This is a genomic window from Leisingera sp. ANG49, from assembly GCF_059694505.1.
Genome location: NZ_JCATZN010000013.1, coordinates 24,148 through 46,642, shown reverse-complemented (window position 1 = coordinate 46,642; position 22,495 = coordinate 24,148). Strand labels below are relative to the sequence as shown.

The window sequence follows — 22,495 nt, the reverse complement described above, 5'->3', positions numbered from 1 at the left end:
CTAAAAAATGGGAAAACACCACTGCCTCCACGGAAGGAGCAACGCGAATCGTCGTGATCTCAAGGGTGGACAGTTGCTGAGGGCATTCTTGCAGATACCCTCAAGCCTTGCAGTGGGTGCTGGCCTCTTGATCCCCGGGGTTCTCATTACCGCAAAGAGCCTCAATCCGCTCAAATTCGTACCCTTCGGCATCGCGCTGGTTGTATCTGGGATGTGGATGCTCTCAGGGGCGAGTTTGGAAGGCGGGGCACATGACCTGTGGAGCGGGCTGCTCATTGCCGAGAGCATTGCCCAGGAATCAAGTGTTGTCTGGAAAATCTGGACCCATGGCCGACGGCACGCTGTCGGTCGACAATCAGGAGCGCGAGTCCTTCGGCGCGCTCAACATCAAGGGCGGCGCCACCCTGATCGCGATTGACCCGAACCGGTTCGGCAAGCGGCCATTTGCGGCGACAGCGAGGACAGCGTGTGAGTCCATAAAAGTGGACAATCCCAGCTTGGAAGTCTTAGGGCCATGCCGCATGCTTTCCAAGATCGGCAAAGCTCTGTTTCCGGTTTTGCAGTCCCGACAGGGTGTGCGGAAATCGGCATATGCTCAGAGCAAGCCTAGCTGCGGTTCGAAACTTGAAACGACATCGCGCTTGCTCACCGGACTTCGTGTGCCTTCGGAAGATGCTCTTTCAGTCATTGCCTTATCCAAACAGCTACGGAAACTGTCGCGTCGGCGCTGGGAGGTTTCACTTGCCACCCAAGTTCCGGGAATTGCTGAAACGCCGATTTTACCGATAGGTGGTTTCTAAACAGCTGAGCTCGGACGGCGTTTGCCTACCGGGTCGTGCGAACAGCCTTGATGCCTCAATTTAAAGCTCGCGCGATTGAATGGGCAATCTCCGGTGCTTTCTTTGAGATCGCCCGCAGCGATCCGCCAAGGGGCGGCGGCATCAGCGCGAACCGAAGCCCTGGCCGAACGGCTGTCCCGTAGCATCGCGGCCATCCGGCTTCGTCCAGCACTCCAAGATGCCCGGCAATTCTTTCCAGCCCGCTGCGGTAGCCTGTCGCTGCAATGACAAAATCAGGCCGCAGTGTTCGGCCGTCATCAAAATGCACTCGATCAGATGCGAACCTGGCGATCTGCGGAAACACCGGGATCTTGCCGCGTTTCAGCTCTGCAACGAAGCCGCGGTCCACTGCTGGTGCCACATGCTCGTTTTTCAGGCGGGACGCCGCTCCCGCGCGGCATCGGTTCAGCCCGAGCTTCGACAGATCGCCAAAAGCAATCCGTTCCACCCCTGACAGCACCGCATCAGCCAAACGGGCGGGCAGATGTTCCAGAAGAGGCGCGGTCAACTGTAAAGGAAAGCCGAATAGTTCCGCGGGCACCGTCGTGCCGCTAGCACGCACCGAAACACTCAGATCAGCGGTTTCAGCCCGGGCCAGTACGTTCAAGCAGTCTACTGCCGAGTTTCCGGCGCCCGCGACCAGCACTGACTTGTTTCGGTATCTTCTTGCATCACCCATGTCCCGGGAATGCAAAATCGAACCGGAAAAGCCGCAGGCCCCGGGCCAATTCGGAACAACTGGAGTGTGATCGAAGCCGGTTGCAAGAACGACCTGATCGGCACAAATCCCGCCCTTGCCGGTTTTCAGAAGCCATGTGCCTGCGTCGCGTTCCAGTTTTTGCACCGTGCAATTCACTTCGATCCGGCACCGGGATTGCCCGGCAATGCGGTCGAGATAAGCGACATAGTCTGGTAGCGCTGGCCAAGTGCCTGCGGTGCGTGGTATTGGCTGGCCCCTCAGGCCTGAGTACACACGGTGCGTATTCAACTGAAGTTGCGGATGGCGGGACCGCCAGGCGGAGGCCACTGCGCTGCCGCGTTCCAGAATGAGCGGGTCAACCCCCTGCCTGCGGAGTTCACGTCCCAGCGCCAGCCCGAACGGGCCGGCGCCGACGACAACAATACGTTCATGCTTCATACCGGCGCCTCTTTCCGGCTGACGAACCAGACGTTCATCGGGTCATGCGGCAGAACACTGCGCACCGGTCTCTGGAAACCTGCCTGGCGCAGCATCGTTTCGGCCGTCTCCCAGCCCCACATGGTGCCGAGGCCCTTCCCCCCCTGCGCCAGAGACACCGGTGTGCAGTGGCTGCAGGAAATGGCATAGAGAAAGGCCGCGAAGGGAAAATCGAGGTTGTTTTCGAGCCGCACCGACCCGCCGATGTCCTGCATGAGGTGAACGCCGCCAGGACGCAATGCCCGGTGATAGGATTTCAAAAGTTCCTGGGGGTCCTTGGTGTCATGCACAGCATCGAAAGAGGTGATCAGATCGAAGGCTGAAGCTTCATCAAAACCGGACAGGTCCCGCACCTCAAACCCTACATTGCTCACGCCGCGTGACGCCGCGGTGCCCTGGGCCATCTCGATAGCGTCCAGACAAAGATCAATCCCTTTGAACCGGCTGTTTGGATGCAGTTCAGCCATCCGGATCAGCGCAAGCCCGGCACCGCAACCGGCATCCAGAACGTCGATGCCCTGATCCAGTCGTTCGGCGAGATCGGGGGCCAGCGTTTGAATGATCTCGCCGATGCCAGCGACGACGGTCTGTTCACTGTCCTCGGACATGATTTGGTGAAAGCAGGGATAGTCGCTGTACGGAATTCCTTCGCCGTCTTGGAAGGCTTGCATCAAGCGGTCCTCGACCTTGCCGAAAAGCGCAACCGACTGAGCATAGACAGCCAGGTTCCCGAACGGTGCGTCGGCAGTCAGGCACGCGGCGTGTTCGGACGGCAGGCTGTAGGTTCCTTCTTGCGGCGCATAGTCAACGATCTGACCCGTGACCATTACCGCAAGCCATTCTCGCACGTAACGCTCGGCCAGCCCTGCGGTTTTGGCAATTGTGGCGCTTTGGCTGGGCGGCAGTGCAGCCAGCGTGTCAAACAGGCCCAGGCGGTGGCCGACTGACATCATAGCGGCCACGGCACCATTGTTCAGGGTTGCTGCAACTGTGTCGAGAAATGCTTCGGCCCTGTTCTCGTCGAACACAGGGATGGGGGCAGCGTGGTGGGTCATTGGTGGTTCCTTTTGAATTTGCTACCCCTGCCTACCCCCGGCCCGCGCATGCCGTCAGATCGGCTATGGACAGAAACGGCCCTTTTCGGACAAAATCCCACATGGAAGGTAAGACCCGGGACACAAAGTTTGCGCTTTTGGCGCTGCCCCAAGCGACGCCGCTGGCCTTGTACGGGCTTTATGAAGTGTTCCAATCGGTCGGCCGGGCATGGTCGGACATGACCGGCGAAGAAAACACACCTGTTCACTTCTCACCGGCAATCGTAGCGCGGTCCCTTGCCACAATTCCGACCGCAATCGGCATTGAGATCACGCCTCAGGCGAAACTTGGCCTGGCCGATGTTGTGATTGTGCCCGACATCGCCGTCGGAGATTCATTTGATCCGCGCGGCAGCTGGCCGGAAGAATGCGCTTGGCTGCGCGAATGCTTCGACCAAGGAGCCATTATCTGTTCGGTCTGCACTGGCTCGCTGGTTCTCGCTGAGGCTGGGCTTATCAACGGGCAGCAAGCTACCTGCCATTGGGCGAGCGTTGAACAGTTCAAAAAATACTATTCGTCGGTAAATCTGGCGCCGGAGCGCATCCTGAGCACAGCCGGCGAGGCGGACCGCATCGTGACCAGTGGCGGAGCATCGTCCTGGGAAGATCTCGCGTTGTATCTTGTCGCGCGGTTTGCCGGTGGACAAGAGGCGGTCCGGATCGCAAAAATATTCCTGTTTGGCGAGCGGGCAGAGGGGCAGTTGATGTATGCCGGCGCGCGGACCGCCCACCGGCACGCGGACTCCGTGATCGCGGATGCCCAGAGCTGGATCGCTGAAAACTACCACGAGAGTAACATCGTTGGCAGGCTTGCGCGCCGCTCTAACCTCAATGAGCGAACATTTAACCGGCGTTTCCGGGCGGCGACCGGTTACACACCTATCGACTACGTTCAGACTTTGCGCATCGAAGAAGCAAAACAATTGCTGGAAACGACCAGCCTGCAGATTGATGAGATCAGTGAAGAAGTGGGTTATGCAAACCCCTCCTATTTCCGCAAGCTGTTCCGGCGGCGGACAGGTGTATCGCCAGCCCGCTACCGGCAAAGGTTTTCCCCGATTGCCTTGGCAGGAAATTTACCGAAGCATAACGAAACGTCCTGAAGCCGCAGGCCGGCAGTTTACTGGTTTCGTCATATTTCGCCTTCGTCCGGAAATTCTATTGCTTGACGCCGGCATATGAACATTCGCTTCTTCCATCAGGGCAATTCGACCCGATGGCGACTTCGGGCTGGCTGGCGTCATCTGGCAGCTGGGACCGAATGCGATTTCGCTGCGCCTATGCTGCCGCACTGCTGCAGGTCTGCACTGAGCCCTCAGCGGATGGAGTGGGTGGCTCCTGCTCCACCGGCGTCGCAATGCGCCATACTGCAGTTATCAACGACCGCTAGGAAAGGAGCCACCCAATGACAGTTAAAACAGTTGGACTGAATTTGGCCAAGGATGTGTTCCAGGTTCACGGGATTTCCGCGGCCGGGCGCAAGATATTCAATAAGAAGATCAAACGCGCGAAACTGCTCGCGTTTTTCGAGTCTCTTCCGCGATGTGTCGTCGGCATGGAAGCCTGCGGCTCTGCCCACTACTGGGGCCGGGAGCTCAGCAGGCTGGGCCATGATGTCCGCCTGATGCCTGCGGCCTATGTCAAACCGTATGTTAAGCGCGGCAAGACCGATGCCGCTGATGCCGAGGCGATTTGCGAAGCGGTCCGCCGGCCAAGTTTAAGCTGGTCCGCGCTAGCGGATTGAACGATCCGGAGGATCGTTCAAAGGCGCAGAACGCGTTTCGTTGAACTGAAGTCTGAAGAGCAGCAGGCAATCCTGGCGCTGCACCGCACCCGGGATCTCGCGGTCCGGCAGCGCACGCAGCTGGCGAATATGATCCGCAGCCTTCTGCGCGAATTCGGCCATGTGCTGCGGAGCGGTATCGAGGCTGTGACCGCCTTTGCGAAACGCCACCTTGAAGGGGAAAGGCCCGGCATGCCCGATCTAGCAAACGGCATTCTGGGCACGGTTTGCTATCAGTTTCTTGGAGTTCACGAGCGCGTTGAAGGCTATTCAAAGATGATCGAAAAGCATGCTCTGCAGGATGCCGGTGCCCGGCGCCTGATGCGCATGCCTGGCATCGGCCCGATCACTGCCTCCGCCATCGTGGCAACCATCGGCGACGCCAAGCAATTTCGGACCGGCCGCGATCTTGCAGCCTGGCTGGGCCTGACCCCGCTCAACAAGTCCAGCGGCGGCAAAGAGAAGCTCGGCAAGATCACCAAAAAGGGCGACCGGTACATCCGCAAGCTTTTGATCACCGGCATGACGTCCCGCGCGCTGATGGGCAGGAAGCACCCGGAGCGCATCGATATCTGGAGCGCCAGGATCCTTGCCGGAAAGCCGTTCCGGCTGGCAACGGTCGCCATGGCCAACAAGGCCGCCCGGATCATCTGGGCAATGCAGACGAAACAACAGGAATACCGGCAGCCGACCGCCTGACCAGACCGGCCCGCCCAGAGATGCAAGACGCTTGATGTGATGATGCGGACTCAAGTCAACCAAGAGCAAGGACACTCCGACTAAGGTCTTGGCCCTCCGAGGCCGTTAAGCCGATAGGAACCTCGCTTGCGGAACTCATCAGGGCCAGTGGCAGACCGCCACGCAAACAGGCCGGACAGACGACTGTACTGACAAATACGCCGCAAACTCGCTGAGAAAACTCTTGCAATGCAGGAGCCATCCACAGACGACCATCTGCGATCAATTGATCTTCTGCAGCGCGGCATTCACAGAGCAGGCATTCGAACTCAACGTATCGTACCCGATTAGTCAATTAGTGACCCTTTTTTGGGGGGGGCGAAGACACTCCGGGCTCACCCCATTCTTTGTGTCATCGATTGCGAGAGCACACACATAAGTTCGAACATCAACGAAATGCCCAGCCAGGCTGTGCCGCCGGACTCGTCAAACGGTGGCGCTACCTCAACCAGGTCAGCGCCGATCAGATTGACACCCGCCAACTCGCGGATCACCTGCTGCGCCTGGAAGCTGTTGGGGCCGCCGATTTCCGGAGTGCCGGTGCCGGGCGCATAGGTTGGGTCGACAAAGTCAATGTCATAGGTGCAGTACGCAGGCTGGCTGCCAAGGATGTCGCACACCTCTTCCATAACGTCCTTCATGCCGCGGTCGAATAGTTCCTCCACGCGGATGATGCGGATGCCCTGCTCCAGGCCCCATTCGATGTCCTCGGTGTTATAGGCGGTGCCGCGGATGCCGACCTGGACAAAGCGTTTTGGGTCGACCAGCCCTTCCTCCACCGCGCGGCGGAACGGGGTGCCGTGGGTGTACTTATAGCCGCCGAAGTAGCTGTCGAAGAGGTCGGTGTGGCTGTCGAATTGGACCAGTCCCAACGGACCGTCCGCCGCCAGCGCGCGCAGAATTGGCAGGGTGATCAGATGGTCGCCGCCCGCGGTCATCGGGGTGATGCCACCCGCCTTGAAACCGCTGTAGTAGGCGGTGATCCGTTCCAGGCTGTCCTGGATGTCGACCGGGTTGGGCGGCACATCGCCCAAATCGGCGCAGTTGACGGTGGTAAAGGGGTTCACGCCCGTCACCGGGTTCATCGCACGGATCATGGTGGAGCAGTCCCGCAGCTGCCGCGGCCCGTGGCGGGCGCCGGGGCGGTTGGTGGTGCCACCGTCCCAAGGCACGCCGATCAGCCCCATTTGAACATCGCCGTAACGAGGATGGTCTGGTGTTAGCGACGGCAGCCGCATGAAGGTGGGCACCCCGGCAAAACGGGGCAGATCCATGGCCGAGACCGGCTGGAAGAAGTCATCGCCTGTTTGGGTCATGCAGTTGCTCCGTTCTTTACGTTTTCCGCGATCATCGAGATCATCTCGAACATGATTGCCGAGGCCGTCAGCGCGGTGATCTGGTTCGGGCTGTCCTTGGTCGGCATCATACAGACGATATCGCCACCGACGATGTTCATGCCGCGAACGCTGTGCAGCAGGGCAACCGCTTCATCGATGTCGAAGCCCTTCTCGCCAGGCTCAAGGTTTGAAACTGCAGGGGTAATCGTCGGGTCCAGGCAGTCGAGATCGAAGGTAATGTAAACCGGCCGGCCTGCCATCACTTCCTTGATCTGGGCGACCACATCCTCAACTCCGCGTTTGCGGAATTCCTTCATGGTGACGATGTTGTAGCCGTAGTCATAAGACGGCTGCAGCCAGTCGAGGGTGCGGGGGTGGCCGCGCAGGCCGATCTGCATCGAATGATGCGGGTCGACCTTACCCTGATCGGCCAAGTAAGCGCCCCAATGAGCAGCGGACTTCTTGGCGCCCAGGAAGTGGTCCACCTTGGTGAACACATCCGTATGAGCGTCGAAATGAAGAAAGCTGACCGGCTCGCCCTTGGTGATCTTGCCGCAGCCGATCGCCTGCACGATGCCGCCGGTGATCGAATGATCGCCGCCGATGGAGACGGGGCGGGCGCCGGTTACATCAATCTCTTGATAGAAGCGGGTGATCTGTTCGATGCAGTCCTCGTTGTCATTGGCGCGCGGGAAGGGCACGTCGCCGATATCGGCGATTCTGGCTGCTTCCCACGGGTTCAATTGGAAATCTCCATGCACCCGACGCCCCACCGCCGAGACATTGCGCAGCGCGCGGGGACCCAGGTGCTGGTCGCGCTCGGTGGTGCCGTTGCCGGTTGAATGTGGCACCCCGACCAGGGCGATGTCCTGTCCCTTGGGGCCTTCGTTGGGGCAGCGGAACATGGTGGGGATGCCCCACCAGTAGAGGTTCTCCATCATGGATTTCAGGTGTTCGTCAGCCATGAGCAGTCTTTCCGAGTTAGAGTAGAAAAGGGCCCCGATGCCAAAGTGTGCAGCACCGGGGCAGTCCGGGAACAGCCCGGGGGAGGAGTCAGCTTTCGCCGGTTTTCTTGCGGTAGGCACCCTGTGCGATCCGGTCGATGACCATGGCGCAGAATAGGATGGCGAGACCGCCCAGGAGACCCTGGCCTTTGGCCGCGTATTGCAGTGCTTCCAGGATCAGGGCGCCCAGCCCTTCGGCACCGATCAGCGAGGCGATCACCACCATCGACAGCGACATCAGGATGGTCTGGTTGATGCCGGTCATGATCGAGGGCAGCGCCAGCGGCAGCTCGACATTGAACAACAGCTGCCGGCGCGAGCAACCGAATGCGATGGCGGCTTCCTTGGTGGCTCCGGGCACGCCGCGCATGCCAAGGGCGGTCAGGCGGATCACCGGCGGCATTGCAAAGACCAGGGTGGCTAGCACGCCCGGCGGTTTGCCGGTGCCGAAGAAAGCGATGATCGGGATCAGGTAGACAAAGGCCGGCATGGTCTGCATGAAGTCCAGCACAGGCTCTGCGATTGCATATGCACGTTTGGACTTGCCAAACCAGATACCCAAAGGAATGCCGATTGCCACGCAGAGGAAGGCACCGGCGCCAATCAGCGCCACGGTGATCATCGCTAGCTCCCACAGGCCCATGAAGGCGAGGTAGGCGAGCGAGGCAGCGGTGAAGATCGCCACCCGCGGCCCAGCCAGGCGCAGCGCCATCACCACGGTCACAAACATCACCACCGGCCAGGGCGTCTGGATCAGCAGCACCTCAAGTCCGTCCAGCACCCAGCGGATGCCGACGGTTACGCCGTCGAACACATCGCCAAAGTTGTTGGCCAGCCAGTCAAAGCCGGCGTCGCCTTTCTTGGACAGTGCAGCGAAGTATTCCTTGCCAACCGGGAATTCGGTGATCGGCAGGCGCTCACCCAGCAGCCCACCGGTGACGCCGGCCATGGCTTCGTCCGGCTTTGCGACGGTGAATCGCACCAGGGTCAGTGGCCAGATTGCAAAGAGGCCGATTGCGCCGAAGATCAGCCCGTTGCGGCTCATCCCTGACTGCGCCTTTTGACCCGAGCGCCAGCGCAAATATTGGGCCTCGTAAGCCGTGTTGGCATAGAAACCTTCGGCCAGCTTGATCACGGCTATCAGGGCAAGGCCGGTGAGCAGAATCGCCAGTGCGGTGCTGTCGGCGGCATTGGCGGCCTCCAGAGCTTTGTCGGCGGCCGCGCGCAGGTTGTCGGCGATCTTCAGCTTGGCGGCAGCGCCGGCGGCGTCGCCCGCGGCGGTCAGGTCCGCGGCCTGGTCCTCGCGCTTGGCGATATTGGCCAGCAGGCGTTCATAGCGGGCAAGTTGGTCGGCACCGAGTTCACCCCACAGGCCGCGGCCGATCTGCACCAGGGCAAACAGCTCCAGCACCAGGAATATCCAGAAGAAGCCCCAGGCACCGCGGGCGGCGCCCCACAGGGGTCCGCAGACGGCAGCCATGGTGTTCCACGACCAGGCAAAGCCGGTCCTACCCTGAATGCGGGCGAATTCACTGGCGTAGTAGGGGCCGTTCTCGACGGCAAATTCTTCGACGCTCAGGCCGGGTGATTCAAACGAGGTATCCTTCATGCCTTGCCCCCCTGAATGCCCTTCAAGAGCGTTGCGCGGTCGACCACGCCAATGTCGGCGCCATCGTCGCCGGTGATGACAATCACGTTCTCGGTCGAGGTTGCGATATCGATCAGCTGGTCGAGGTCGGTGCCGTGATGCGCCCGCGGGCTTTCATCGAAATCGACGGGCCGGGTGGGTTTGTACTCACTGATCGGCACCATGATCGAATGGGCAAAGACCAGTTTCAGCTTGGAGATGCCCTCGACAAAATCGCGCACATAGTCGTCGGCGGGCTGGGTGACTATTTCCTCCGGGGTACCGATCTGCACGATGCGGCCGTCCTTCATGATGGCAATGCGGTTGCCTATGCGGATCGCCTCGTCGAGATCGTGGGTGATGAAGACGGTGGTCTTGTTCAGCTCAGCCGAGAGCTTCATGAACTGGTCCTGCAGCTGACGGCGAATCAGCGGATCAAGCGCCGAGAAGGGTTCGTCCATCAAGAGCACATCCGGGTCCGAGGCGAGCGCGCGGGCCAGGCCGACCCGCTGCTGCATGCCGCCGGAGAGTTCACGCGGGAAACGGTCCTCGAAACCGGTCAGGTTCACCTTGTCCAGGCAGCGCTGCGAAACTTCCCAGCGGGTGGACTTCGGCTCGCCGCGCACCTGCAGCGGAAAGCCCACATTGTCGCGCACGGTGCGGTGCGGCAGCAGCGCCATGTGCTGGAACACCATGCCGATGTTCATCGCCCGCATCTCGCGCAGGTCCGCGTCCGACAGGGTCAGCATGTCCCGGCCCATCACCGAGATATTGCCCGCCGTGGGTTCGATCAGCCGGTTCAGATGCCGCACCATGGTGGATTTGCCGGAGCCCGACAGCCCCATCACGCAGAAGATCTCGCCGCGCTTCACCTCAAAGGACACATCGGCGATGCCGACGACGCAGTTGAATTCCTCCAGCACCTCGGATTTGCCCAGGCCGCGCTCGCGGATCGCCGCCATGGCGGCATCGGCATTCGGCCCGAATATTTTCCACACGCCGTCCAGCGTGATCACATTGTCAGTCATAAGCTCAGTCTCCGGATGTCCCGGTTCGTTTGGCGGGCAGCGGTGCCGCCCGCCTGTGGCCCTTAGGTTCCGGCAGTTTATTGGAACCAGGAGTCCACCAGATCGGCGTTCTCATCGACCCATTTGCGGGCAAATTCGGCCGGGTCCTGGCCATCGACCGACAGCGCATAGACCACAGCGTTGACCTGCTCGGTGGTGAGTTTGACTTTGCTCAGCATATCTGCGGCTTCGGGCTGGCTGTCAGCCAGGCCCGCGGCATAGAACACATGCAGCTTGGCCGCGTCCCAGGCAGTACCGGCCTTGGAGTTTTCCAGCCAGTTCGGATCATCGGTCGGCTGTTTCACATCCCACTCGGCGGCGTCATAGGCAGGCTCGCTCAGCGGCACCAGATCGTAGAGCGAGAACATGTGGTGCGGCGTATAGCAGTAAAAGACGATGTTCTGCCCCTGCGCCACCGCGTTATCGACCTGGGCCAGGGCCAGGGTCTCGTCCATCTCCATCAGGTTCATGGTCTCTGAGTAGCCATAGGATTTGGCGCGGATCTTCTCGACATTGGTCGAGGCCCAGCCCGCCCCGCCGATCCACATCTCGCCGCGGCCATCGCCGTCGGTGTCGAAGTTGGCGGCCATCTCCGGATCGGTCAGATCGCTGAGCGCAGCGATGCCGGTGCGTTCCTGGGTGTCCTTGGTGACGCAGATCTGCTGGTCGGACAGCACCGCGTTCGGGTTGAGGGCAACCGTGCCCTTACCGGAGACGAAGGTGTCATGCAGGTTCTGCTGGTTGGGCAGCCAGACCTCCGGATGCACATGCATGGCTCCGGAATCCATTGCCTCAAAGATGATCGGGTTGGTGCCGTTCTGCAGTTCCACCGAGAGGCCCAGGTTGTCCTCCAGCGCCACCTTCAGGATATGCGCGGTACCGCGGACCGAGGCCCAGTTCGGCACCCCAATCACCACATCCTGCGCCATGGCAGTGCTACCCAGCGTAGCGGCCAGTGCGGTGGCGGCCAGTGTCTTGACCGGTGTTTTTGCTATTTTCATGTTTCTTCTCCCTTGTTGGATGACCACTTTGTTTTTTGATTGAGTATCCGGCGCGTGATCACGATGCCGGGGCCCTTTGTTTTGAAAGCGCAAGCGCGGCCTGCAGCAGGACATTGCAGCCGGCCTCAAGGTGGTCCGGTTCGGCCCATTCGGCCTCGTTGTGGCTGAGGCCGCCGCGGCAGGGCACAAAGATCATTGCGGTGGGCACCTTGCGGGCAACCTGGCAGGCGTCGTGCCCCGCGCCCGACACCATCCGGCGCCAGAGCAAACCGCTGTTCTTGGCCGCGGCCTCGATGGCGCTGACGCAGCGGGTGTCGAACTGAACGGGCGGGTTATGCCAGATAATGTCCAGCGCGACCCCGGCCTCCTGCTCCTCTGCGGCGGCGCGGCGGATGGCGTTGTCCATGCCGCTCAGCACCGCGTCGTCAGGGTGGCGGAAGTCGATGGTAAAGCGCACCTCGCCGGGGATGGTGTTGCGGGAATTCGGGCTGACGTGCAGCTCGCCCACGGTGCCAACGCCGTCGGGGCCATAGGCCAGGGCAATCCGCTGCACCTCTTGTATCAGCCGGGCCGCGGCCACCAGCGCGTCGCTGCGCCCTTGCATCGGGGTGGACCCGGAATGCGCGTCGCGCCCGGTGACATTGACATCATACCAGCGCTGACCCTGGCCGCCGGTGACCACGCCGATCACCTCTTCATGGGCCTCCAGCACCGGGCCCTGCTCGATATGGGCTTCCAGGAAGGCGCCGAACTGATGCACGCCGCAGGGTTCTGAGCCGGCATAGCCGATCCGGGCCAGCTCATCGCCAAAGCGCAAGCCCTCGGCGTCCTCGCGGCTCAGGGCAAACTCCGGATCAAACAGCCCGGCATAAACGCCGGAGCACAGCATCGCCGGGGCAAAGCGCGCGCCTTCCTCGTTGGTCCAGTTGACGATCTCGATCGGGGCATCCGTCTCCAGCCCCAGATCGTTCAACGTCCGCACCACCTCAAGGCCCGCAAGCACGCCATAGACGCCATCGAACTTGCCGCCGTGCGGCTGGGTGTCCAGGTGGCTGCCAATGGCGATGGGTAGCGCCTCCGGATCGCGGCCCGCGCGGTGGGCAAACATGTTGCCCAGCCGGTCATGGGTGACGGTGCAGCCCGCGTCCTCGCACCAGCGGGTGAACAGCTCGCGGGCTTCCAGATCACCGTCCGTCAGCGTCAGCCGCCCGCAGCCGCCGCCCGGCAGAGCATCAATCTTGGCCATCTCCATGATGCTCTGCCACAGCCGAGCGCCGTTTATGCGGTGGTTGCTGCTCATGCGCTTTGGGGGACGTCTTCACGGCAGAGCGCCTGGCTCAGGCAATGCACACCGCCGCCGCCGAGGGTGAACATCGACATGTCGGGGTCATAGACCTCGAACCCCAGGGCGCGCATCTTGGCGTTCAGGTCCTTGGCGCCGGCCATCGACATCACCTTGCCGTTGCCCAAGGCCACCAAGTTCACGCCCAGATTCTTGGCTTCGGCATAGGAGACATCGACGATCTCGATCCCCCAGCCTTTGACGATATCCACCAGCCAAGGCTCCATCGCGTCGATGCAGGCCACCGCCAGCTTTTTGGCCAGGGGTACGATCAGCCCGTCCATATGCACAAACTCGCGGCTGATCGGGGCGACCACGGCCTCCCAGCCCTCGGCGCGGACAAATTCGGCGACCTGTTCGGAGCCCTCTTTTTCGGACCGCTCGCCGCAATAGCCGATCAGAACCCGGCCCGGCTCGATGATGTTGAAATCGCCGCCTTCGAAATGACCCGCGGTGGCGAACTTCCAGATCGGGATATCGTTGTCCTGATAGAACTTGATCGCGGTGGCATAGTCGGCGCGGCGGCATTTCAGCTGCATATGGCAGATCAGCGCGCCCCAGGGGGTCATGGCGGAACTGTCGCGGGCAAAGAAGTTGCGGTGCAGCACCTCGTCGCTGTCCAGGTAATGGCAGGTGACGCCGGCCCCCTCAAAGATCGACACCATCTCGGAGTGCTGCTTCATCGCCAGCTGCAGATCGAACTGCACGCCGGTCTTATGCGCATTGGCCAGAGTGCGGCCGATCAGCGGGCCGGCCTCGACCCATTTGAAATACTCCGGCTTGCCCAACAGAACATCCGTCAGCTTGGCATAGTCGTTGTTGATCCCCCAGCGTTTGGCCGTTGCGATGCTTGCATCCATGCTGCTCAACCTCCCAGTCATTGCATGCTTGGGCAGCAGCATTGGCTGGGATTAGCTTTTATTAAACTACAAACTAAGGGACTTAACTTTTACGTTTATGCAAGTATTGTGAGACCATGCTGCCGCCCGCCCTGTCCAAAGCCGACCTGCACCTGCTCTACGTGTTCTGCGCGGTGGTGGAGGCGCGCGGGTTTTCGGCGGCGCAGATCACCCTGAACGTCTCGGCCTCTACCATCTCCCGGCAGATTGCTGATCTGGAGACCCGGTTGGGCATGCGCCTGTGCCAACGCGGCCGCAAGGGGTTCCGGCTGACTGATAAAGGCGAGATCGTCTATGCCGCCTCGCACAAGCTGTTTGCGGCGCTGGACCAGTTCGGCGAGACCGTGGACGGCACCCGCGGCAAGTTGGTCGGCCGCCTGCCGGTGGCGGCGATCGACAACTGGGTGTTCAACAACGAAGCACCGATCATGAGCGCCTTGGCCGACTTCACCCGAATTGCGCCAGAGGTCGAGATCGAGATGCACTCGCTAGCGCCGGATGACATTGAGATGGCAGTGCAGGACGGACAGATTGCACTCGGGGTTGGTGTCTTCCACAAGCATAAGCCCGGCTTGATCTACGAGACGCTGGGGTACGAGCGTATCGGCCTCTACTGCAGCCGCGGGCATCCGCTGTTCACGGCTGACATCCCTGCTCAGGTTGAGGAGTTGCTGCCGCAGGCCAATTTCTGCAAGCGGGCCTATCTGAACGAAGACTTGGTGGCGCCAGTCTCCCGCGGGCTGCCTTCAAACGCCAGCGCCCATCAGATCGAAGGCATTGCGATGCTGGTGCTAACCGGCCGCTATATCGGTTACCTGCCGGAAAGCTTCGCCGACATCTGGGTACGCGAAGGCCGGGTGCGCTCGGTAGGGGATGGTATGTTTGACCTGAAGTCCGAGATCAAGTTGGTCCGCAAACGCGGCGAAGAGCCGAATCTGGTGGTCAAAACCTTCATCCATCTGGTGAAAACTGCAGCGGGTCAGGTCAGCAAGAAAAAACGCAAAGAAAGTCTAGGCGCCTAAATTTTTGTTTTGACTGCGCCCACAAGCAAACGGCGGATGCCAAATTGTTGCTCTAAGTGGAAGTTCTCTTTGACCTTTAATTATGCCGCTGCCTAACTGGAGGTCATGGAGAGTAGGTCCGGCCCAATGTATGTACCGGCTGCTGTTCGCAATGGATTTCTGGCATGTTCTCGGAAGTCGCTAATATGTATCCGGCCTACTGATCGGCACGCGGGCCGTAGCCTTGTTGGGGTTGCGCTCGTACCGTGATCTCATTAGCGGACAGGCCGTTGATGACCATTTGGGCCGTCAGATTCTGGGGGCGTAATGTTTCCGTTCCATGCTTTCGATCTGTCGCGAACTCCTTTGGATTGCTGCGGGTCTGTCAGACGCCGATTGTAACCTCGTCTCTCTTGGCGTCGAACTCCGTTTTTTGCCTCAGGATGCTCCATGCCATGCGTGCCAATTTGTTGGCGAGCGCGACTGCGGTTTTGTTGCGATGCATACGTTCTGACGCCCCGGCCAACCATTCGCCAAAGCTAAAGTCCGGCCAGCGGTGGGGCCGCATCATGACGATCTTCGCCGCCTGAACGAACAGCATCCTTAGATATCGGCTTCCGCGCTTTGAGATGCGCCCCAATACAGTTCGACCTCCCGTGCTGTATTGCCTGGGAACAAGACCGATCCACGCCGCAAAGTCTCGCCCGCGATCAAAAGCCTCGCCTTCACCGGCTGCCGCAACCATCGCCGTCGAGATCATCGGGCCAATGCCTGGTACCGTCATGACATTGGCGCAGTCCTCCTCGGTTCGGCTGATTTCTTCGATCTCCTGCGATACCTTAGCAGTGCGATCGTCCATCCACATCCAGTCGCCAAAGAGGCCGATCAGTATCGAGCGCATCCTTGGCGATATCTCGTCCTTGCATTCCTCTAAGATAGCTTCGAACGAGTTCTTGAGTGCGCGCAGGCCCTTGCGTACGGTAATGCCCTGCTCAATCAGAAATGCGCGGATCTGGTTGATCGTCGCCGTGCGCCGCGACACCAAACGAGATCTGACACGGTGCAGCGCTTGTAAGTCCAGCGGATCCTGGCTCTTCTCAGACACCCCTTGCAGATTGGGCCGCAGCGCCGCTTCGGCGATGGCTTCTGCATCGTTGTAATCGTTCTTTTGTCCCTTGCTGAGCGGCTTCACGTAGAACGCGGGGATGATGCGGGACTTAAATCCCATCTTGCTCAGCGTGCGGCTGACAAAATGGGCGCTGAGGCAGGCCTCCATGCCAACAATACATCGCGGCAGTTTCTCGAGGGCCGCCACCAAGGCCAGCCGCTTGATCTGCTTGCGCAGAACCCGCTGTCCCGACTGATCAAAACCAACCAAATGGAACGTATCTTTGCCGATATCGATGCCAATTGACTTCAGCTCATCAAAGTCCTCCTTCGCCATGCTACTTCTCCAGTTTGCAGAAATAGGCAAAGCCTAACCTGCTGGGTGAAGCAGCCGGTACATCCCATTAACTGACCTTAAGCGGCCTCGTTCCTTGCGGGAATGCAGCCCGCCAAACCGGACCTTGCTCTACCACGCAGCCTTTCTAAGATATAAATGAGGCAGCTCAGGTCTCGCCAAACCTTCTTCGCGTTCTGGATGCGAATTACTTTAAAATGACGCAGGTGTGCAGCAAAGCCGACGTGCTTTGGGGATAGGAAAGGCTCGCTCATTTCGCGCAACCAATGACCGTGGAAATTACTCGACTGATTCGCTGAACAGAAATTTCCTGATCCGGGCATAGCCATAGCCAATGTGGATGCGTTGAATGTACCCGACAGCCTGGATATCCTTCTCGATCAAGGCGTTTTCGAGATCCACAAGTTCGGCAACAAGGGCATCCGCCACTTCCGCACCTGCGCAGTCGACAACCCTGTGCCAGGTGCTGGCTGCTTGGTAATAGGCCTGGGTCCAGAAAGAGCGCAGGACCGAATTGCCGATCAGATCGCTGATCAGCGTGTTTAACTGATCGTTCACGATGACATATTGGCGGGAGTCCATTTGCCCGCCGAGCTGATGAGCCTGCTCTAGAAGGTCGCGGACGCGTGCCAGGTGGCTGTCTTCAATCTCAGCGGGCGCCGTTGCGCCAATCAGCGAAGCCAGATGCAGACGCATATCGTAGACATGGGCAATTTTTTCCTGTGGCAGCTCCATCACGACGTTGCCGACACCGTTGATCGTTTCCACCAGGCCAAGGTGATTGATGCGGCTGATCGCATCGCGCACCGGCGTGCGGCTCACTCCGAATTCCTCGGCCAGTTCCGCCTCTTTCAGCCGATCTCCAGGCGTGTACTCCAGAAAGCAGATCCGCTTCAGGATCAGGCGCTGAATGTCCTCGACACCCGGCTTGCGGTCTCCCCAGCCTTGTGGTGTCAGTGGTGCGGCCTCTGCAGACAAGTGAGCTTCCTTTCCCGGACGGCGACAGTTTCAGAAGTCATATCAAGGCGTTTGATAGCAAAGAAGAGCCAATTTCAGTGCTCCCGGAGCAGCCGGCCATGTCCTTCGATCTGGTCCGGGACGCCGGCAAGGCGCAGCACATGCCACATCATTGCCTGGTTGGAGCAGATCACCGGCTTTCCCAGTTGCTGTTCCAGCCGATCCACGATCTCCAATGACCGCAACGCACCGCAGCTGATGAACAACGCATCGCTGTCTGGCGTGTCTGCCTCCTTGGCAAAATCGGCCAGGTAATTAGGACTGACGCGGATCATGTCGCTGTCCTTCTCCAGCTGCAGCCCCTGGATCTGCGTCACCTTAAACCCCGCCTTTTCCAGGTATTGGACTTCCTGATCGTTGATCTCGTCCAGGTAGGGCGTGGCAACCGCAACCCGTTTGGCGCCGACAGCGCGCAGCGCCTCCAGGACGGCGGTGATCAGGCTGGTGGCCTTGGCGTTTGGCGCGCCCTTGTTTAATTCCGCGGCAACCCGATCTTCTCCGATAACCAGACTGCCGGAAGTGCAGCCATAGCAGATCACATCGAGGCTGCCATCCGGCAGCAGTGTTGAGGCAGCGCGGGCCAGATCCCCGGCATGACGGCTGAGGCTGTCGACCGTGATGCTGTCCCCGATCCAGGCGCGGGCGAAATGCACTCCAACCCCGTCGGGGCGCAGGAGGAACATGTCGTCCTCAATCGTCTGTTCCGTGGCCAGCAGGACAAAGCCGATCTTGGCCCGGTAGTGGCGGCCTTTATCAAACATTTTCTCTCCGTGAATTGAGCGCGGTGTATGCAGCATATCAATTTGAAGGTCAAAACTTGGAAAAAATCAAGTATTGACGCAATAGCTGTACACAGCTTAGCAAATTGCGAGGCTGGAGTTTCGATTCGAGCCGCGACTGAAACACGAACAGGGAGGAAACCTTCGTGGGGATCGCAACATTGATAAAAGCGGGTGCCGCGGCGGCTGGCGTTCTGGCCACCACGCTGCCTGCGGCGCAAGCTGAAGACATCATTCTGGGCCATGTGATGGACACCCAGCACATCTTCCATCAGGTATCCGAGCGCTTCTCGGCGCGGCTGGAGGAACTGTCCGGCGGCACGCTGAACGTTGACTACCATCCAGGCGGCGACCTGGGGGATTGGACCTCGATCGTCGAGCAGGTGTCGCAGGGCGCGGTGCAAATGACCATGTCCTGGAACCATTCCGAGCTGGACCCGCGGTGGGATGTGTCGGTGCTGGGCTATGTCGCCAGCGACTGGGAAACCGGGCGCGAAGTCTATGGGCCGGGCTCGGTCATGAACTCCGTCTATGACGGCATCATGAACGATCTGGGCATGGTGCTTCTGGGAACGATCCCGACCGATTTCACCGGCTTTGTGGTGCGCAAGGGCGTTGAGGTGCCGACCAGCTTCCCGGAAGAGGCAGAAGGCTTCAAGATGCGGGTGCCAGGCATGCCAATGGCGATCGAGCGTTACAAGGCAACCGGCTTTGCCCCGGTCCCTATGGCCTTCAGCGAGGTGCATACAGCCCTGCAGACCGGCGCCATCGACGGCCGCGCCTATTCACCGCCGTCCGAGGTGCTGCTGTTCAAGGATGTGGTCAGCGCCTATGTCTTCACCCGCGAGAACTTCGAGCACACTTTCTGGACAGCCAACAAGCGCTGGTTCGACAGCCTGGGCGAAGAGCAGCAGGGCTGGATTCGCACCGCCGCGGATGAGGCGGTGACCTGGGCCTGGGAAAACGCTGAGGCCGAAAGCCCCAAATGGTTTGCCCAGATGAAGGAGGCCGGCATCGAGGTTGTCGAGCTGACACCTGAGCAGCTGGAGTCCTACCGCCAGCAGGTGACCGCAGTGGAATACCCCTACATGGAGCAGATCATCGGCGCCGATGTGATGGGCCAGATCAAGGCTGCCGCGGGCACCAACTGATCCCCGCTTTCCCGTGCCCGGGGGCTGCCCCGGGCACTGCACCGGCTGAGGAGGACGGCGCATGACCAAAGAACTTTTGCACACGGACAGCCTGGACAACGTCCTGACACCTGAGCCGATCATGCCGGCAGGCAGCGATGCTGCGGCACCGGTTTACCGCGGGCTCGGCGTTTTCTATGCGGCTGAAGACAGGGTTGCCCTGTTGATGCGGGTGATGCTGTTCGGCGCGATGATCTCGCTGGGGCTGCTGATGGCGGCGCAGGTGTTCATGCGGTACGTGATCTCCTCGCCCTTTCTGGGGATCGAGGAACTGGCGCCGATGCTGGCCCTGTGGATCTACTTTATCGGCATGGCCTATTGCACCCGCGAGCGCGACCACATCGAAGGCGGCGTGCTGACCCTGCTGACACAGAACCGCAAAACCCTGCTGGCGGTGCGCCTGTTCGGCACCCTGGCTTGTCTGGTGACGGTTCTGGTCTTTGCCTGGTTCGCCTGGGATTTCGCTGCCTACAACCTCTCGCTGAACCGCAAGAGCACCTACATGCGGCTGCCCAAGTACATCTGGGATTTCAGCATGGTTTCCGGCTTTGTGCTGATGATCCTCTACCTGATGCTGCAATTCTTCCTGGAAGCGCGCGCGCTGCTGACCGGACAGGGCGGAGACTGACCTCATGACCTTCTTCCTCATTGCCTTTCTGGCCATCATCTTCCTGCTGCTGATCGAAGTTCCGGTTGGCTTTGCCTTCGGCGCCGGGGCACTTGGCTACGGGCTGATGTCCGGCACCAATATCTCCTTCCATGCCGGCTACGGCTATTCCCAGGTCAGCGCGTTCTCATTGCTGGCAATCCCGCTGTTCATCCTGTCGGGCACGCTGATGGGTGCCTCCGGTATATCCGAGCGGCTGTTGAACTTCGTGAACAGCTTTGTCGGCCGCACCAAAGGTGGATTGGGCGCCGTGACCGTAATCACCTGCGCGCTGTTCGGAGCTATCTCCGGCAGTGCATCGGCCGCCATTGCCGCCATTGGCAAGATCATGGTGCCGCGGATGATCAAGGAGGGCTACCCGCCCGGCCATGCCACCGCGCTTGTCGCGGTCTCCTCGGTGCTGGCGCTGATGATCCCGCCTTCGATCCCAATGATCGTTTTCGCCATTGCAATCCGTGAGTCCGTTGCCAAGTGCTTCCTGGCCACCATGGGCCCAGGCGTGCTGCTGGCACTGATCTATTGCGGGCTGAACTTCTTCTTCCTGCGCAACAACCAGACCATCACAACCGCGCCCAAGCTGCCCTTGCGCGAAACCCTCGCCGAGGTTGCGGGCACCGGCAAGAAGGCCAGCCTGGCGATCATCATGCCGGTGATTGTGCTGGGCGGCATCTACAGCGGCATCGCCACTCCGACCGAGGCAGGTGCGGTTGCGCTGGTCTACACGCTGATCGTGGGCATTGCGATCTACCGTTCGCTGCCGATGCAGTCGCTGTTCAACTCCACGGTCGAAGCCGCGCGGCTGACCGGGGCGATCCTGATGGTGCTGTTCTTCCTGTTCGTGATGAGCCGCGGCATGGTGTTGGCCAAGGTGCCGACCCAGTTTGCCGATCTGCTGCTGACGATTTCAGACAACAAGATCGTCATCCTGCTGCTGATCAACCTGCTGCTGCTGATCATGGGGATGATCATCGACGATGTCTCCGGCGGCGTTCTGGCAGCCATCATCCTGCTGCCCGTCACCCAGAAAATCGGCCTGGACCCGATCCACTTTGCTGCCATCGTCGGCACCAACCTGGGGCTGGGCAATATCTCCCCGCCCTGCGCCCCGCTGCTCTACATGGCCGGCGGCGTCACCCGCCAGCCGCTGTCGGTCTATGTCGGCCCGACGATGAAGTTCCTGCTGCTGGGGCATTTGCCGATGGTCCTGATCGTGACCTTCGTGCCGCCGGTAGCCCTTTTCCTGCCCGGGCTGCTGGGCTGATTTGCCCGCTGTCCGCCACTCAATCCACCTAACAGAAGGAAGTCAGCACATGCTGGAAGAAGCCAAGAAACGCACCCTCATCCTGCAGGACCGCATGCGCCAGGCAGGTATCGGCAAAGCCGTGTTCACCGATGAAAGCTCGATCGCTTACCTGGCGGGCTTCTGGGGCTATCTCGGGATCGAATTCGGCCGTCCCTCAATGCTGGTGGTCGATGCGCAGGACGCGCCGGTTGTCATCACCCCGCTGATGGAATCCGAGATGGTGGCGGAAATGACCTGGGTCGAGGATGTGCAGACCTGGGAAGACATTGGCCCGCGCAGCTGGGGCCGCGCCCTGGCCAATGCCCTGGGCGAGAGCCCTAAGGAGATCTGGATCGAACGCAGCACCATTCCGGCAATCGTGCGCAACCACCTGGATGACACCTATCCCGGCGTGCCACTCAAGGATATCTCGCCGGTGCTTGGCGCCATGCGCACCATCAAGACACCGTTTGAAATCGGCGTCATGAAAGAAGCCGGGCAGATCGCCGGCGCAATGATGGCGGCGGCGCATGACAGCCTGCGGGAAGGCGCGCAGGAGTATGAATCCGCGCTCGCCGTGATCGAAGCAGGCTCGCGCAAGGCGGCCTCCTTCTTGACGGACAAGGGCTGGGACCGCTTCGTCTCGCCGATGATCCACAACCTGCAGATCCTGCAGAGCGGCACCGATGCCTCGATGGTGCACCGCCGCGCCAGCGTCAAAGCCTACGAAAAATTCGATCCGGTCTATTTCTGCTTCTGCAACATGGCGCAGTTCAAGCAATACAAGCTGGGCTTCGACCGCATGTTCCACATCGGCGATGTGACCGACCAGGCGCGCGACGTGCAGGAAGCGGCGATTGAAGCCCAGCAGGCCGCCATCGCAGCGATGCGCCCCGGCGTTCTGGCCGAGGATGTGGCTGCTGCCGCCAATGAGGTCTACCGCGCGCGCGGTTATGAGACCGGCTACCGCACCGGCCGTTCCATCGGCGTTGCCTACCTGGAGGCGCCGGAGCTGAAGGAAGGCGACAAGACTGTTCTGCAGCCGGGCATGACCTTTGCTGTCGATGGCGGCATTTCGGTGGACGGTGTGACTGCGGGCCGGATCGGCGACTCGGTTGTGGTGACTGAAACCGGCACCGAATATATCACCAGCTACCCCCGCGAAATCCTGCTGAGCAAGGGCTGAGCC

19 protein-coding genes and 1 pseudogene are annotated in these 22,495 nt (G+C 60.5%); 8 read left to right on the top strand and 12 right to left on the bottom strand.

Annotated elements, in window-relative coordinates; translation table 11 throughout:
• The first annotated feature begins 326 nt into the window (after positions 1–326).
• A complete protein-coding gene (locus AC58NV_RS22350) occupies positions 327–800 on the top strand; it encodes a hypothetical protein (RefSeq protein ID WP_497229119.1) in 474 nt (157 codons plus the stop codon).
• Positions 801–855: 55 nt separating this feature from the next.
• Here AC58NV_RS22350 and AC58NV_RS22345 read toward each other — a convergent pair whose 3' ends face one another.
• Complete coding sequence (locus tag AC58NV_RS22345; RefSeq protein ID WP_497229118.1) at positions 856–1,977, bottom strand: flavin-containing monooxygenase; 1,122 nt, start codon at positions 1,975–1,977, stop codon at positions 856–858.
• Positions 1,974–3,071, bottom strand: coding sequence for a class I SAM-dependent methyltransferase (locus AC58NV_RS22340; protein WP_497229117.1), 1,098 nt, complete (start codon positions 3,069–3,071; stop codon positions 1,974–1,976). Before AC58NV_RS22340 ends, AC58NV_RS22345 begins: the two co-directional genes overlap by 4 nt.
• A gap of 101 nt (positions 3,072–3,172) precedes the next feature.
• Here AC58NV_RS22340 and AC58NV_RS22335 point away from each other — a divergent pair, with 101 nt between their 5' ends.
• Together AC58NV_RS22335 and AC58NV_RS22330 are read left to right on the top strand one after the other, a co-directional pair.
• Positions 3,173–4,213, top strand: coding sequence for a GlxA family transcriptional regulator (locus AC58NV_RS22335; protein WP_497229116.1), 1,041 nt, complete (start codon positions 3,173–3,175; stop codon positions 4,211–4,213).
• 302 nt (positions 4,214–4,515) lie between these two features.
• Positions 4,516–5,592 (top strand): annotated as a pseudogene (locus AC58NV_RS22330) (IS110 family RNA-guided transposase).
• Positions 5,593–5,966: 374 nt separating this feature from the next.
• Here AC58NV_RS22330 and speB read toward each other — a convergent pair.
• From speB to AC58NV_RS22295, 7 genes are all read right to left on the bottom strand, one after another.
• Positions 5,967–6,947: an agmatinase gene (gene speB / locus AC58NV_RS22325; RefSeq protein WP_497229115.1), complete on the bottom strand. Its 981-nt coding sequence runs from the start codon at positions 6,945–6,947 to the stop codon at positions 5,967–5,969.
• Positions 6,944–7,933, bottom strand: a complete 990-nt coding sequence (locus tag AC58NV_RS22320) for an arginase family protein (RefSeq protein ID WP_497229114.1) — start codon at positions 7,931–7,933, stop codon at positions 6,944–6,946. Before AC58NV_RS22320 ends, speB begins: the two co-directional genes overlap by 4 nt.
• 88 nt (positions 7,934–8,021) lie before the next feature.
• Positions 8,022–9,581, bottom strand: coding sequence for an ABC transporter permease (locus AC58NV_RS22315; protein ID WP_497229113.1), 1,560 nt, complete (start codon positions 9,579–9,581; stop codon positions 8,022–8,024).
• A complete protein-coding gene (locus AC58NV_RS22310; protein WP_497229112.1) occupies positions 9,578–10,627 on the bottom strand; it encodes a quaternary amine ABC transporter ATP-binding protein in 1,050 nt (349 codons plus the stop codon). The genes AC58NV_RS22315 and AC58NV_RS22310 overlap by 4 nt, the downstream gene beginning before the upstream one ends.
• 77 nt (positions 10,628–10,704) lie before the next feature.
• Positions 10,705–11,595, bottom strand: a complete 891-nt coding sequence (locus AC58NV_RS22305) for an ABC transporter substrate-binding protein (RefSeq protein WP_497229121.1) — start codon at positions 11,593–11,595, stop codon at positions 10,705–10,707.
• A 130-nt stretch (positions 11,596–11,725) separates the two neighbouring features.
• A complete protein-coding gene (locus tag AC58NV_RS22300) occupies positions 11,726–12,967 on the bottom strand; it encodes a Zn-dependent hydrolase (protein ID WP_497229111.1) in 1,242 nt (413 codons plus the stop codon).
• Positions 12,964–13,869, bottom strand: coding sequence for a dimethylarginine dimethylaminohydrolase family protein (locus AC58NV_RS22295; RefSeq protein ID WP_497229110.1), 906 nt, complete (start codon positions 13,867–13,869; stop codon positions 12,964–12,966). Before AC58NV_RS22295 ends, AC58NV_RS22300 begins: the two co-directional genes overlap by 4 nt.
• Positions 13,870–13,985: 116 nt before the next feature.
• Here AC58NV_RS22295 and AC58NV_RS22290 point away from each other — a divergent pair, with 116 nt between their 5' ends.
• Entirely contained in the window at positions 13,986–14,930 is a 945-nt protein-coding gene (locus tag AC58NV_RS22290) for a LysR family transcriptional regulator (RefSeq protein WP_497229109.1), read from the top strand.
• A gap of 364 nt (positions 14,931–15,294) precedes the next feature.
• On the opposite strand, the gene AC58NV_RS22285 is transcribed toward AC58NV_RS22290, so the two are convergent.
• The 3 genes from AC58NV_RS22285 to AC58NV_RS22275 all read right to left on the bottom strand — a co-directional run bounded on the left by AC58NV_RS22285 (position 15,295) and on the right by AC58NV_RS22275 (position 18,149).
• A complete protein-coding gene (locus tag AC58NV_RS22285; protein WP_497229108.1) occupies positions 15,295–16,353 on the bottom strand; it encodes an IS110 family RNA-guided transposase in 1,059 nt (352 codons plus the stop codon).
• 297 nt (positions 16,354–16,650) lie between these two features.
• The gene (locus AC58NV_RS22280) at positions 16,651–17,349 is read right to left on the bottom strand and encodes a GntR family transcriptional regulator (RefSeq protein ID WP_497229107.1); all 699 of its coding nucleotides are present in this window, start codon (positions 17,347–17,349) and stop codon (positions 16,651–16,653) included.
• Between the two features lie 74 nt (positions 17,350–17,423).
• The gene (locus AC58NV_RS22275) at positions 17,424–18,149 is read right to left on the bottom strand and encodes a maleate cis-trans isomerase family protein (RefSeq protein ID WP_497229106.1); all 726 of its coding nucleotides are present in this window, start codon (positions 18,147–18,149) and stop codon (positions 17,424–17,426) included.
• A gap of 164 nt (positions 18,150–18,313) precedes the next feature.
• Here AC58NV_RS22275 and dctP point away from each other — a divergent pair, with 164 nt between their 5' ends.
• The 4 genes from dctP to AC58NV_RS22255 all read left to right on the top strand — a co-directional run bounded on the left by dctP (position 18,314) and on the right by AC58NV_RS22255 (position 22,492).
• A complete protein-coding gene (gene dctP / locus AC58NV_RS22270) occupies positions 18,314–19,318 on the top strand; it encodes a TRAP transporter substrate-binding protein DctP (protein ID WP_497229105.1) in 1,005 nt (334 codons plus the stop codon).
• A gap of 61 nt (positions 19,319–19,379) precedes the next feature.
• Complete coding sequence (locus AC58NV_RS22265) at positions 19,380–19,985, top strand: TRAP transporter small permease (protein ID WP_497229104.1); 606 nt, start codon at positions 19,380–19,382, stop codon at positions 19,983–19,985.
• A 4-nt stretch (positions 19,986–19,989) separates the two neighbouring features.
• Positions 19,990–21,285 (top strand): TRAP transporter large permease, encoded by a 1,296-nt coding sequence (locus AC58NV_RS22260; RefSeq protein WP_497229103.1) that lies wholly within the window; start codon positions 19,990–19,992, stop codon positions 21,283–21,285.
• A gap of 49 nt (positions 21,286–21,334) precedes the next feature.
• Positions 21,335–22,492, top strand: a complete 1,158-nt coding sequence (locus AC58NV_RS22255; RefSeq protein WP_497229102.1) for a M24 family metallopeptidase — start codon at positions 21,335–21,337, stop codon at positions 22,490–22,492.
• Positions 22,493–22,495: the final 3 nt, after the last annotated feature.